This is a genomic window from Variovorax paradoxus B4, from assembly GCF_000463015.1.
Lineage (GTDB): Bacteria > Pseudomonadota > Gammaproteobacteria > Burkholderiales > Burkholderiaceae_C > Variovorax > Variovorax paradoxus_E.
Genome location: NC_022247.1, coordinates 1,406,559 through 1,419,025 on the forward strand (window position 1 = coordinate 1,406,559; position 12,467 = coordinate 1,419,025).

General features: G+C 69.2%; 11 protein-coding genes. All 11 read right to left on the bottom strand.

The genetic code is table 11. The annotated features are described in order from the left end of the window. Positions 1–18: 18 nt before the first annotated feature. The 11 genes from VAPA_RS06345 to VAPA_RS06395 all read right to left on the bottom strand — a co-directional run bounded on the left by VAPA_RS06345 (position 19) and on the right by VAPA_RS06395 (position 12,442). The gene (locus VAPA_RS06345; protein ID WP_021005942.1) at positions 19–885 is read right to left on the bottom strand and encodes a ChbG/HpnK family deacetylase; all 867 of its coding nucleotides are present in this window, start codon (positions 883–885) and stop codon (positions 19–21) included. After that, on the bottom strand, positions 878–2,491 hold the full coding sequence (locus VAPA_RS06350; RefSeq protein WP_021005943.1) for an ArnT family glycosyltransferase: 1,614 nt from the start codon (positions 2,489–2,491) through the stop codon (positions 878–880). Before VAPA_RS06350 ends, VAPA_RS06345 begins: the two co-directional genes overlap by 8 nt. Continuing rightward, the gene (locus tag VAPA_RS06355) at positions 2,488–3,465 is read right to left on the bottom strand and encodes a glycosyltransferase family 2 protein (protein WP_230559010.1); all 978 of its coding nucleotides are present in this window, start codon (positions 3,463–3,465) and stop codon (positions 2,488–2,490) included. The genes VAPA_RS06350 and VAPA_RS06355 overlap by 4 nt, the downstream gene beginning before the upstream one ends. Positions 3,466–3,506: 41 nt before the next feature. Beyond that, positions 3,507–4,091 carry a phosphatase PAP2 family protein gene (locus VAPA_RS06360; RefSeq protein ID WP_021005945.1) on the bottom strand — a complete coding sequence of 195 codons (585 nt, stop codon included), beginning with the start codon at positions 4,089–4,091 and terminating at the stop codon, positions 3,507–3,509. A 145-nt stretch (positions 4,092–4,236) separates the two neighbouring features. Next, a complete protein-coding gene (locus VAPA_RS06365) occupies positions 4,237–4,686 on the bottom strand; it encodes a hypothetical protein (RefSeq protein ID WP_021005946.1) in 450 nt (149 codons plus the stop codon). Between the two features lie 87 nt (positions 4,687–4,773). Beyond that, entirely contained in the window at positions 4,774–5,334 is a 561-nt protein-coding gene (locus tag VAPA_RS06370) for a methyltransferase family protein (RefSeq protein ID WP_021005947.1), read from the bottom strand. A 73-nt stretch (positions 5,335–5,407) separates the two neighbouring features. Then, a complete protein-coding gene (gene paaZ / locus VAPA_RS06375; protein ID WP_021005948.1) occupies positions 5,408–7,459 on the bottom strand; it encodes a phenylacetic acid degradation bifunctional protein PaaZ in 2,052 nt (683 codons plus the stop codon). A gap of 33 nt (positions 7,460–7,492) precedes the next feature. After that, positions 7,493–8,224 (bottom strand): ABC transporter ATP-binding protein, encoded by a 732-nt coding sequence (locus tag VAPA_RS06380; protein ID WP_021005949.1) that lies wholly within the window; start codon positions 8,222–8,224, stop codon positions 7,493–7,495. Beyond that, the gene (locus tag VAPA_RS06385; protein ID WP_021005950.1) at positions 8,221–10,128 is read right to left on the bottom strand and encodes a branched-chain amino acid ABC transporter ATP-binding protein/permease; all 1,908 of its coding nucleotides are present in this window, start codon (positions 10,126–10,128) and stop codon (positions 8,221–8,223) included. Before VAPA_RS06385 ends, VAPA_RS06380 begins: the two co-directional genes overlap by 4 nt. Beyond that, positions 10,125–11,153 carry a branched-chain amino acid ABC transporter permease gene (locus VAPA_RS06390; protein WP_021005951.1) on the bottom strand — a complete coding sequence of 343 codons (1,029 nt, stop codon included), beginning with the start codon at positions 11,151–11,153 and terminating at the stop codon, positions 10,125–10,127. The genes VAPA_RS06385 and VAPA_RS06390 overlap by 4 nt, the downstream gene beginning before the upstream one ends. A 140-nt stretch (positions 11,154–11,293) precedes the next feature. Then, positions 11,294–12,442, bottom strand: a complete 1,149-nt coding sequence (locus tag VAPA_RS06395) for an ABC transporter substrate-binding protein (protein WP_021005952.1) — start codon at positions 12,440–12,442, stop codon at positions 11,294–11,296. Positions 12,443–12,467: the final 25 nt, after the last annotated feature.

A 12,467-nucleotide genomic window follows, 5' to 3' on the forward strand; every position in this document is an offset into this window, starting at 1 on the left:
GCCATGGAGAAGCGGCGTCTACGCAGGGGCCAGTTCGCCGATCCGCAAGAGCCGCGACAGCGGCGCGATGTCGACCTCGCCGAGGCGCGTCATCACGGGAAATACCAGGTCCCTCAGGGCGGCATACTCGCGCAGCCGCGCGACGCCATGCGGGTCGCTCGGCAATATGCCGGCGGACGGATGGCACATCAGCACGTCACCGCTGCGGCTGGCGGCGATCCATGCGGACAGGCGCCGCCGGTAGTCGGGCGCGCTGCCCGCAAAGTCGTAGACGCCGAGCAGGCCGCGGCTCACCGGTATGCCGTGTTGCCGCGCCCGCGCGCGCAGGCTTGCGCCGCCCAGCGCGTGGATGACGCCGGCCTTGAAGCCGCCGGTCGCACCGCCCGGGATCGGCGCGGTGCAGCGCAGCCACGGGCGCGGCACCGGGTAGCGCCGTGCGATTTCCTCGACCAGCAGGTCCCGCACCACCGGCAACTGGTGCACGTGCCGGTGCCCGTCGACGAAGGCGGGCGCGCGTCCCATGGCGCCCTCGAAGCGGTCCAGCTGGTCGCGGATGTCCGAGCGCAGCGCGTCGGCGTCGACGCCTCGCATGCAGGTCCTCGCGATCAGGCCCGCCAGGCCGGGTTCGGCGCCATCGGCGATCGCGGGCCGCGTGAGGTCCAGATGCAGGCCCACGTCCAGCCGGGCTGCATCGATGCGTCTCAGTGTGCACGCGCCGTCGAGCCAGGCGCTGCGGTGCACCATGCCGCTGGTGGCGGAGATATTGCCCTGCTCGGCGAGATCGAAGACGGCCGAGTTGATGCCGATGCTCATGCCGAAATCGTCCGCGCAGACGCAGAGATGGCGCGAAGCCGGAGGCGGCTGCACTCCGATCGTCTCAGTCATTGCCATCCGTTCCCTTTCCCGTCGTTGCTTGCGCGGCGGGCGCGGGTGCCCCGGGCGACAGGTCCAGGCAATGCGGATCGCGCGCTGCGCTGCCGGCGAATCGCCACACCGCGATGCGCTCGTTGAACGCGACCAGCTGCGCGCGGCCCAGCCATGGGTTCGCGAGCTGCGCGTTGTTGGGCCCCACCAGCCAGCTCGTGCGCGGGCTGCAGAGCGTAGTCGCCAATTGCGTCCGCTCGATGAGCGTGGCGGCCGCGCGCGCGGGGTCGAAGCGGGCCGCGTCCAACAGTTCCTTGCGCCAGTTGTCGCGGCCTTCGTCGCCGGCCGCCTTCCAGCCGCCCGAGACGAGCACCGGGTTGCGCAGCCGCCAGTAGAACGGCAGTTCGTACGTGTAGCTGTCCAGCATCGCGACCTGGTCGCCGGGCGACGCGGCCAGGTCCGCCGGAAGCCGCAGCCGGGCGCCGGGCGGTGTCACATAGACCACGATCGCCACCATGCAGGTCACGCACACGGCCGCAGCCGCGAGGGTCATGGTGCGCAGCCTGGGCAGCAGCGCTTCCAGCGGCCGGCCCGCCAGCACGCGCTGCGCGATCAGGTACGCCAGCGGCGGCAGCGCCGGCAGGACATAGCCGATCAGCTTGGAGCGCGGCATCGAGAAGAAGGTCACGATGACCGCGAGCCATATCCACATCAGCCAGTCGACATCGGAGAGCCGGCGTCCTGCAGGCTGCGCCTCCTTGCGCCGCGGCACGAGAAGCCAGCCGAACCAGGGCAGCGTGAGGCCCGCCATCACCGGCAGGTAGAACCAGAAGGGATGCTCGTTGTTGAAGCCCGAGGAGGCAAAGCGCCGGAAGTGCTGCGTGATCACGAAGTAATCGAAGAATTCCGGGTATCTCATCTGCATCGCGACGAACCACGGGCCGGCCACGGCGAGCAGCACCGCCCATCCCGGCAGCCAGGCGGCCAGACGCAGCGCGGCGGTCTTGCGGGTGACCGCGCACCAGGCCAGCAGCACCCCCACCGGCAGCACCGCGCCGATCAGCCCCTTGGCGAGCAGCCCGGCCGCGGCGAGCAGGTAGGCGCCCGCCAGCATCGCGCGCCAGGGCTCGTCGCGCTCCCTGGCCAGCACGGCGCCGGCGGCCAGCAGCACCGTGCCCGTGATGCAGCCGGCCACCAGCATGTCGAGGTTTGCGAACTGCGCACCCAGGAAGAAGAAGGGCGTGGTCACGAGCACCACGGTGGACAGCAGTGCGAGCCGCACCGTCGACCAGCGGCGCAGGAAGAGGAACAGCGTGGCGGCCGCCACGACCGCACCCAGGATGGAAGGCAGCCGGGCCGCCCATTCGACGGGGCCCGCCAGTGCCATCGCGCCGGCGCCGATCCAGTAGAAGAGCGGCGGCTTGTGGAAAAAGGGCAGGCCGTCGAGCCGCGGCACCAGCCAGTCGCCGGAATACAGCATCTGCAGCGCGACGCCGGCATAGCGCCCCTCGTCGGGCGCCATCAGCGGACGGACCCAGGCGGTGGCCGTGAGCCAGGCGAAGAGGGCCGCGACGAGCCACAGCGGCCGGGTCGACTTCCACCCTGCGGTGTTGCCGGAACGCTTCATGGCTTGTCGGCCTCGAGCCCGACGCCGCTGGCGCAGCGGACCACGTAGAGCGGTCGGCCCTTGACCTCCTCGTAGATGCGGGCCACGTATTCGCCCACGATGCCGGTGAAGATCATCTGCACGCCGATGAAGAACATCAGGCTGACGACGATCGTGGCCCACCCCGAGACCGAGTTGCCGAACATCAGGTGATCGAGGATCACGTAGGCGCCGTACGACAGCGCGAGTACGGCGAACAGCAGGCCCACCAGGCTGACCATGCGCAGCGGCCAGGTGGTGAACGCGGTGAGCCCGTCGATGGCAAGGCTCAGCAGCCGCCGGGCGTTGAAGGTGCTGGTGCCTTCGGCGCGCGGCTCGGGCGTGTAGGGCATTGCCACGGCCCTGAAGCCGACCCACGCGTACAGGCCTTTCATGAAGCGGCTGCGCTCGGGCAGGCTCATCAGCGCGTCGACCACCTTCCTGTCCATCAGCCGGAAGTCGCCCGCATCCTTCGGCACGACGAAACGGTCCGAGGAATTGAGGAGCTTGTAGAAAAGCCGGCTTCCGATCTGCTTGAGCCGGCTCTCGTCGCTGCGCTGCTGTCGCACCGCATACACCACCTCCGCGCCGGCCTTCCACTGGGCGAGCATCGCGTGGATGAGCGATGGCGAATGCTGCAGGTCGCCGTCCAGCACGATCACCGCGTCGCCGGCGGCGGCGGCCAGGCCGGCGGTGAGCGCAGCCTCCTTGCCGAAGTTGCGCGACAGCGAGATGCACCGGAAGCCAGGCAGCTCGCACCAGGCTTGCGCCACGGCGGCGGTGTCGTCGGTGCTGCCGTCGTCCACGACGATGATCTCCCAGCGCATTCGCGTGCTCCAGAGCACGTCTTCGAGCAGGGGCAGCAGCTGCCGCAGGTTGGCGGCCTCGTTGAAGCACGGAATCACGCAGGAAATGCTGCTTTCCTTCGCGTCCGGCGCGTCCTGCGCACCCGGCATGCCGGCGGCGGAAGCCGCGGGTTTCACGGCGGTCGAAGAGATCATGAGGGTCTCCAGAGCGAATGAGCCGTGTTCTGGTCGCCGGATGCGCGGCCGGCTCGCGGCATGGCGGCATGCACGCACCGTTGCGCGATGGCCAGCGCGCCGGCAATCACGCCAGCCAGCAGCAGGCCCGCAACGATGTCGAGCGGGAAATGAACACCCGCGTAGATGCGCGCCCACCCCGTGGCGGCGGCCAGCGCGAGCAGCGCCACGCCCAGCCTGCGCAGGCCGGGGCGCAGCAGGAACGCCAGCGCCACCAGGAACATGACGGCCGCGTGCGTGCTGGGCAGCCCGCCGCGTCCCGCGTGTTCGATGTAGGCCGGCGCCAGGCCCAGCACGAAGGGCCGCGGCGTGTTGAGCGGCAGCGCGATCGCATGCGACACCAGCGATGTCACGCCCGCCATCGCCGCGACGATGCACAGGTAGACGCGGTCGGCACGACGCCGCCACAGGGCCGCGACGAGGATGGCCCCGCAGAGCCAGCTGCCCCAGAGCGCCAGCGCCGATGCGGCGGAGAGAACCCACGGCGTGGGGTGGGAGCCGGCGGCGATCCAATGGAAGGCGGCAAGATTGAGCGCGTTCATGGGGCCACCCCCGCGGACGCAAGGGGGCGCCGGATGCGGCGCACACAACAGGAAACTGAGAACATGGCAGGAACCTTTGGACGGAACTGAGAGGCCCGCGCGCAGGGCAGCGGGAGGCGTCGCGGCGCGCAGGGCGTCGCGGTTCTCAGATCCCCAAAGGAGGGGCAGCCGTCGGTGGCAGCCGCCGCCAGGGTTCCGCGGCGGGCGGCGCGCCGCTGTGGTGCGGCACGCGCTCGGGTATTTCGCGCTCGGCGGGGGCGCTCAGGCGGACCAGCACCACCACCAGGGGCAGCAGCGCGAGAATCATCGCCAGGAGGTTGCCCAGCGCAAGGTGCAGGGCATGGGGGTGATCGATGCTGGCCCAGGTCTGCGCGAAGATCGTGGTCTCCCTGTCGGCGGAATGGTCGGCGCGGGCGTCGACCTCGAACTGGGTGGTCTCGCTGGCGCTGCGCACCCTCAGTTGCGGCTCGTCTTCCAGGCCGTCGCACCGGAAATGAACCGCAATGAAGGGCTGCAGAAGAATCAGCACGATGCCCGCCACGCACCGCAATCTGTGGTGCGCCTCGGCAAATTGACGCAAGCGTGCGAACAGCATGCGTGAATGCTAGTTTCGCCGTGTGAACGGAACCTGAGCGGGCCCGTCAGCGTCCCGCAAGGTAGCGCCGCAGGCGCGTGCGGAGACCTACAGCAGGAACGGAATGAAGCGCCGGGTGCCGCGCATGTACTCGCGGTAGGCATCGCCGAAGTGCGCGATGCATTCCTTCTCGTCACGCAGCGCCGTCAGGAACAGCAGCACCGTGGCGGCCAGCACCAGTGCCAGCGTGAGCCAGGTGAACTGCTTCAGGAAGGCGCCCCAGGCCAGCAGCATCAGTGCCGTGTACATCGGGTGGCGAATGTAGCGGAAGGCGCCGGTGGAAACGATGGAAGAAGTCTTCTCGAAACCGTAAAGCGCCGGATCGTCGCTGCGCGCCTCGGTCGGCTTGCCGTGAGCCTTGAGCAGCTTCACCGCATGGATCGGCAGCCAGATCGACAGCGCGAAGAACACGCAGGAGAGCAGCTGGGTGAACGACAGCGGATCGACATGCCACACCGGCAGGTTCACGATGATCAGCACCAGCATGCATTCCCACGCGAAGAAGCGGTAGAAACCATGCGAGCCGGGCTGGCGCAGCGGGCCGCGCGAGACGTACAGCAGCGCGGCTGTGCCGGCGACAAAAAGGAAGATCTGGAACCAGAGAAGCATGGTGGCCGAATTTACACGGGCCGCCCGGCTTCAGCCAGAGATCGAAAACCCGCCGTCCCAGCGCGAGCTGGCATCAGGTGGCGTGGGGTTTCTTGGAGACGAGGGTCAGGATATCGTAGCTTGCGACCAGCTCGCCGTCCTGGTTCGTCACCTCCACATCCCAGGCCACCACGCCCTGGCCCTGGCCGCTCGCATCCTTCTTGTTGCGGTCGATCTTGCGCTTGCAGGTCAGGCGCGCCCGGATGGTGTCGCCGATGCCCACGGGCTTCACGAAGCGCAGCGTGTCGAGGCCGTAGTTGGCAAGCACCGGACCCGGCGCGGGCGACACGAACAGACCCGCCGCGGCCGAAAGCACGAAGTAGCCATGCGCGATGCGCTTGCCGAAAGGCGACTCCTTGGCCGCCACTTCGTCGAAGTGCATGTAGAAATAGTCGCCCGAGATACCGCCGAAGGCGACGATGTCGGCCTCGCCGACGGTGCGGCGGTGCGTGAGCAGCGAATCGCCGATGCGCAGGTCCTCGAAGTGGCGGCGGAACGGGTGCACCTCGCTCTCGCGCACGGCCGCGCCGCGCACGTGTTCGCCGGTGATCGCGGCCAGCATGGTGGGTGAGCCCTGCACCGCGGCGCGCTGCAGGTAGTGCTTCACGGCGCGCAGCCCGCCGAGCTCCTCGCCGCCGCCCGCGCGGCCCGGGCCGCCATGCTTGAGCTGCGGCAGCGGCGAGCCGTGGCCGGTCGATTCGGCGGCTGCCTCGCGATCGAGCACCAGCAGGCGGCCGTGCCAGGCGGCGGCCACCGGAATGGCCCTGGCCGCGATGGCCGGGTCGCGCGTGACCAGCGTCCCGACGAGGCTGCCGCGGCCGCGTGCGGCGAGCGCCAGCGCTTCGTCGATGCCGTCATAAGGCATCAGCGTGCTGACGGGGCCGAAGGCCTCGACATCGTGTGCGGCGTCGTGCTCGAGGGGCTTGCGGCTCAAGAGCAGCGTGGGCGCGAAGAAGGCGCCTTCGGCCACGCCGTCGCCCACGGGCGAAAAGCCGTCGCGCTCGCCGTAGACCAGCTCGGCCCCTTGCAGCAGCGTCGCCACGCGTTCGGCCACGTCGGCCTTCTGGGCCTGCGAGGCGAGGGCGCCCATGCGCACCTCTTCGCGCGACGGATCGCCGATGACGGTCTTGGCAAGCCGCGCGCGCAGGCGTTCGGCGACCGCATCCAGGTGCTGGCGCGGCACGATCGCGCGGCGGATCGCGGTGCACTTCTGGCCGGCCTTGATGGTCATCTCGCGCGCCACTTCCTTCACGAAGAGGTCGAACTCCTCGTCGTCGGGCGTCACGTCGGGCGCGAGGATCGCGCAGTTGAGCGAATCGGCCTCGGCGTTGAACGGAATCGACTGGCGCACCAGGTTCGGATGCACGCGCAGCCTGGCGGCAGTGTCGGCCGAGCCGGTGAAGGTGACCACATCGGCCCCTTCGAGCCGGTCGAGCAGGTCGCCCGTGCCGCCGATCACCAGCTGCAGGCTGCCTTCGGGCAGGATGCCCGACTGCACGATGAGCCGCACCAGCGCTTCGGTGAGGTAGCTGGTGGCCGTGGCCGGCTTGCCGATGCAGGGCATGCCCGCGAGGAAGCTGGGCGCGAACTTCTCGAGCAGGCCCCACACCGGAAAGTTGAAGGCGTTGATGTGCACCGCCACGCCGCCGCGCGGCACCAGGATGTGCGTGCCCGCGAAGCCGCCCTTCTTGCCGAGCGCAAAGGCCGGGCCTTCGTGCACCAGGTTGCCCGAGGGCAGCTCGTTGCTGCCGATGCCGGCATAGGCGCTCAGCGTACCGGCGCCGCCTTCGATGTCGATCCAGCTGTCGGCGCGGGTCGCACCCGTGTGGGCCGAGACCGCGTAGAGCGTTTCCTTGTGGGCGGCGAGGTACTTGGCCAGCGCCTTCAGCCGCTCGGAGCGCTGCTGGAAGTCGAGCGCCATCAGCGCGGGCAGGCCGACGCGGCGCGCGTGGTTGAGTGCCTCGGCAAAGTCGATGGCTTCGGCATGCGTGCTGGCCACGGGCTGGCCGTTGACGGCGCTGCGCAGCTGCTGCGCGCTCTGCTGGCCGATCCAGCGGCCGGCGATGTAGCTTTGAAGGGTGGTCATGAGGGTTTCCGGAAGGGGAGGGAGCAAGGCGGGTCAGTGCTTGTTGCCGATACCCAGGTAGGTGTCGATGATTCTTTGGTCGTGCATCAAGTCGCGTGCATTGCCTTCGAGCGCGACGGCGCCCATCTCGAGCACATAGGCCCGGTCGGCCACCTGCAATGCGGCGCGTGCGTTCTGCTCCACCAGCAGCACCGAGACGCCATGGCTTCGCAGTTGCGAGACCACGCGCAGCACTTCGCGCACCACCAGCGGCGCCAGGCCGAGCGAGGGTTCGTCGAGCATCAGCAGCCGCGGGCGTGCCATCAGTGCGCGGCCGATGGCCAGCATCTGGCGTTCGCCGCCGGAGAGCGTCGATGCCAGTTGCGGACGCCGTTCACGCAGGCGCGGAAAGATCTCGAACACTTCTTCCATGCGCGCGCGCTGGTCGCGCTTGCCCTTGCGCCACTGGTAGAAGCCGCCGAGCAGCAGGTTGTCTTCGACCGACATCTCGCCGAACAGCTCGCGCCGCTCCGGCACCAGCGCCACGCCGCGCGCCACCATGGTCTCGACGCTGGGGCGTGCGATGCGCTCGCCATGCAGCGCGAGGCTTCCGGTGGAGGCCAAGAGCCCCATTGCCGCGCACAGCAGCGTGGTCTTGCCCGCGCCGTTGGGGCCGATCACGGTGACGATCTCGCCCTCGTTCACGTGCAGGCGCACGCTGTGCACCGCTTCGACACTGCGGTAGGCGACGCAGAAGCCGTCGAGTTGAAGGACAGACGTGCTCATCGTGCGTCTCCCAGCAGTTCGTCGTCGGCGCCGCCCAGGTAGGCTTCGAGCACGCGCGGATTGGCCTGCACTTCGGCGGGCGTGCCGGTGGCGATGACGGTGCCGAACTCCAGCACCGTGATGCGGTCGGCCAGGTTCATCACGAATTCCATGTCGTGTTCCACCACGAGGATGCCGAGGCCTTCGGCGCGCAGCTGGCTCAGCAGCACGGAAAGGGCGCGCTTCTCCAGGTGGCGCAGGCCGGCGGCGGGCTCGTCGAGCAGCAGCACCGAAGGCTGGCCGGCCAGCGCCCGCGCAATCTCGACCACGCGCTGCTGGCCGAGCGAGAGCGATGCGGCCGGCGTGTCGGCATGCGCCCCGAGGCCGCAGCGTTCGATCTGGCGGCGCGCCTCGGCCATCAGCGCGGTCTCTTCGGCGCGGTCCAGCCGCAGCATCGCGGCGAGCCATCCGCGCCTGGCGCGCAGATGCGCGCCGAGCGCCACGTTCTCGGCCACGCTGCGCGCACCGAGCAGGCGCACGTGCTGGAAGGTGCGGCCCAGGCCGAGCGCGGCGAACACGCGCGAGGGCTTTGCCGTCATCGGCTGGCCCGCGAGCCGCACTTCGCCGGAGCTCGGATCGTCCACGCCCGAGACCATGTTGAAGAAGGTGCTCTTGCCCGCGCCGTTCGGTCCGATCAGCGCGTGGATCTCGCCGGCCTTCAGCGTCATCGAGATGTCGTTGTTGGCCACCAGGCCGCCGAAGCGCTTGCTGACCTTGGTGGCCTGCAGCAGCACCTCGCCCCTGGCGGGCAGGTCGCGGTGTGCGAGCTGCACGGCCGGCGCGGCGGGCCGCGCGGCATCGGTGGCGGCCGCGGCATGCGGGCGCACCCAGCGGCTGGCGATGCGTGCGAGCGTGGGCCACAGGCCGTCCGCAAAGCGCTGCAGCACGAAGAGCATGAGCAGGCCGAACACGATCACTTCGAAGTTTCCGCTGCTGCCCAGCAGCGAGGGCAGAACGTCCTGCAGCTTTTCCTTCAGCAGCGTGATGAGCGCGGCGCCCAGCACCGCGCCCCACAGGTGGCCCGCGCCGCCCACCACCGCCATGAACAGCAGCTCGATGCCGATGTTCAGGTTGAAGGGCGTCGGGTTCACGAAGCGCTGCAGGTGCGCATAGAGCCAGCCCGAGACGGCCGCCAGCAGCGCAGCCAGCACGAACAGCTTCACGCGGTGGCGGGCCGTGTCCACGCCCATCGACTCGGCCATCAGCCGGCCGCCCTTGAGCGCGCGGATGGCCCGGCCTTCGCGCGAGTCGAGCAGGTTGTGCATGGCCCACAGCGCGAGCAGCAGCACGGCCCAGATCACCACGCCCAGCGCGCGCGGCGTGGCCAGCGAGTAGCCCGCGACCACCAGCGGCGGCACGCCGGTGATGCCCGTCTGCCCGCCGAGGAAATCCATGTTGCCGAGCAGGTAGTAGAGGCTCAGGCCCCAGGCGATGGTGCACAGCGGCAGGTAGTGGCCCTGCAGCTTGAGCGTGACCGCGCCCAGCGCCCAGGCGAGCGCGAAGGTGAAGACGAGGCCGAGCAGGAGTCCGGCCCACGGCAGCAGCGCGGGGTTCACGGCGTCGCCCATCCATGCGGCGGCCGCGGGCGAGGTGCAGATCCACGCGGTGGCGTAGGCACCCATGCCGACGAACGCGGCCTGGCCGAAGGAGGTCATGCCGCCCACGCCGGTGAGCATCACCAGTCCGGCCGCGACCAGCGCATAGAGTCCGATGTTGCTGAGCACGGACACCGTGAACTCCGGCAGGAAGCCCCAGGCCAGGGCAAGCGCCACGACCAGGGCGAGCGTCAGCTGCCTCGGCGTGATCAGCGCGCGGCCGGCCGGTGCTGCGGAGACCGCGGTGTCGCTGGATGAGGTGTTGTTCATTCCTCGTCCTCCACATGGTGGCTGTGCAGCGAACGCCACCACAGCACCGGAATGATCAGCGTGAAGACGAGCACCTCCTTGAAGGGGCTGGCCCAGAACGAGGCAAAGGCCTCGAGCTGGCCGACCAGCAGCGCGCCCGCCAGCGCCAGCGGATAGCTCGCCAGCCCGCCCACGATGGCGGCGACGAAGCCCTTCAGGCCGATCAGGAAGCCGGTGTCGTAGTAGACCGTGGTGAGCGGCGCAATGAGCAGGCCGGAGACCGCGCCGATGAGTGCCGCGAGCGCAAAGCTCAGGTCGCCCGACAGCTCCGTTGGAATGCCCGACAGCCGCGCGCCCACGCGGTTGATGGCCGTGGCGCGCAGCGCCTTGCCGATCATGGAGCGGCCGAAGAACAGGAACATTGCAAGCACCAGCAGCAGCGTGACGCCGACCACCACCAGCGATTGCCCGCTGACCGGGATGCCGCCGATGTCGAAGCGCTCTTCGGAGAACGCCGTGGTGCGATAGCCCTCGGCACCGAAGAAGAGCAGGCCCAGGCCCACCAGCACGCCATGCAGCGCGACGGAAACGATCAGGAGCATCAGCACGCTGGCGCTGGCCAATGGCCGATAGGCGAGGCGGTAGAGCAGCGGCCCCAGCGGCATGATGAGGATCAGCGTGGTGAGCGCCTGGCCCGCCATCGACGCGGGCTTGAGCAGCAGCACCAGCGCGGCCGCGGCCAGCGGCAGCACCACGCACCATGCGAGCGCGGAGGCCCAGTCGACCACCGCGCCGCGCCTCCAGTGCCAGAATTCGACCACCAGCACCATCGCCGCCAGCGCGAGCAGCAGCCACAGCGTGGCCGGCACGCGCCCGGCCTGCAGCACCGCCATCGAGAGCGCCCCGAAGGCGACGAACTCGCCCTGGGGAATGAAGATGACGCGCGTGACGGAGAACACCAGCACGAGAGCGAGCGCCATCAATCCGTAGACGGCGCCGTTCACGATGCCGTCCTGCCCCAGCAACAGGGCGATCTGCAGATCCATATAACTACAGCCTTCGGGCAGCGCCCGTGAGTCAGGTCAGGAACACCGAGGAACCGGCTTTGCCGGGCCTCTGGTGTTGCCCCCGGTAGGGGGTGGGAGAAGCGACACGAAGTGCGTGAAGCCTGGGGGCGAGCCGAGTTTCAGGGCTGGTATTTCCAGGCGCCGTTCTCGATCTTGACCATGACCCGGGCACGCTGATCGAGACCCAGATGATCGTTGGCGGTCATGTTGAATACGCCGTGCGCGCCCGACACTTCCTTGACTTGCTCGAGCGCGTCGCGCAGTGCGGCGCGGAATTCGGGCGTACCGGGCTGCGCCTTCTTGAGCGCCACCGGCACGGCCGAGGTCATCAGCAGGCCCGCGTCCCAGGCATGCGCGCCGAAGGTCGACACCGAGTTCTTGCCGTTCACGGCCTCGTAGGCGGTGACATAGGCCAAGGCCGACTTCTTCACCGGATGGCTCGCGGGCAGCTGCTCGGCCACCAGCACGGGGCCCGCGGGCAGGAAGGTGCCTTCCACGTCCTTGCCGCCAACGCGCAGGAAGTCGGCATTGGCCACGCCGTGCGTCTGGTACATCTTGCCGGTGTAGCCGCGCTCCTTGAGCGTCTTCTGCGGCAGCGCGGCCGGCGTGCCCGAGCCCGCGACCAGCACCGCGTCGGCCTTGGCGGCCATGATCTTCAGGGCCTGCCCGGTCACCGAGGTGTCGGTGCGCGCATAGCGCTCGTTGGCCACGATCTTGAGCTTCTTCAGCTCCGCCGCCTTGGCGAATTCCTGCGACCAGCCTTCGCCGTAGGCATCGGAGAAGCCGATGAAGGCCACCGTCTTCACACCGCTGGCGGCCATGTGCTCGGCAATCGCGAGCGACATCATGATGTCGTTCTGCGGCGTCTTGAAGACCCACTGCTTCTTGGCGTCCATGGGCTCGACGATGCGGGCCGATGCGGCAATGGAGATCATCGGCGTCTTGGCTTCGCTCACCACGTCGATCATCGCGAGCGAGTTGGGCGTGGTGGTCGAGCCCAGCACGATGTCGACCTTGTTCTCGGCGATGAGCTTGCGCGTGTTGGCCACGGCCGCCGTGGTGTCGGAAGCGTCGTCCAGAACGATGTAGTTGATCTTCTGGCCGCCGATGGTCTTGGGCATCAGGGAGATGGTGTTCTTCTCGGGAATGCCGAGCGAGGCGGCCGGCCCGGTGGCCGACAGCGTCACGCCGACATTGACGTCGGCCCAGGCCGCGGCGGCGGTGGCGCACAGCGCGGCGATCAGCAGGGGCTTGAAGAAGAATTTCATTTTGGACTTGTCTCCGGGTTGAAAA

Coding starts and splice junctions, on each gene's coding strand:
- VAPA_RS06385 (WP_021005950.1), bottom strand. CDS start 10,128: ATGAACAACACCTCATCCAGCGACACCGCGGTCTCCGCAGCACCGGCC.
- VAPA_RS06390 (WP_021005951.1), bottom strand. CDS start 11,153: ATGGATCTGCAGATCGCCCTGTTGCTGGGGCAGGACGGCATCGTGAAC.
- VAPA_RS06380 (WP_021005949.1), bottom strand. CDS start 8,224: ATGAGCACGTCTGTCCTTCAACTCGACGGCTTCTGCGTCGCCTACCGC.
- VAPA_RS06365 (WP_021005946.1), bottom strand. CDS start 4,686: ATGCTGTTCGCACGCTTGCGTCAATTTGCCGAGGCGCACCACAGATTG.
- VAPA_RS06345 (WP_021005942.1), bottom strand. CDS start 885: ATGACTGAGACGATCGGAGTGCAGCCGCCTCCGGCTTCGCGCCATCTC.
- VAPA_RS06360 (WP_021005945.1), bottom strand. CDS start 4,091: ATGAACGCGCTCAATCTTGCCGCCTTCCATTGGATCGCCGCCGGCTCC.
- VAPA_RS06355 (WP_230559010.1), bottom strand. CDS start 3,465: ATGCCGGGTGCGCAGGACGCGCCGGACGCGAAGGAAAGCAGCATTTCC.
- VAPA_RS06395 (WP_021005952.1), bottom strand. CDS start 12,442: ATGAAATTCTTCTTCAAGCCCCTGCTGATCGCCGCGCTGTGCGCCACC.
- paaZ (WP_021005948.1), bottom strand. CDS start 7,459: ATGACCACCCTTCAAAGCTACATCGCCGGCCGCTGGATCGGCCAGCAG.
- VAPA_RS06350 (WP_021005943.1), bottom strand. CDS start 2,491: ATGAAGCGTTCCGGCAACACCGCAGGGTGGAAGTCGACCCGGCCGCTG.
- VAPA_RS06370 (WP_021005947.1), bottom strand. CDS start 5,334: ATGCTTCTCTGGTTCCAGATCTTCCTTTTTGTCGCCGGCACAGCCGCG.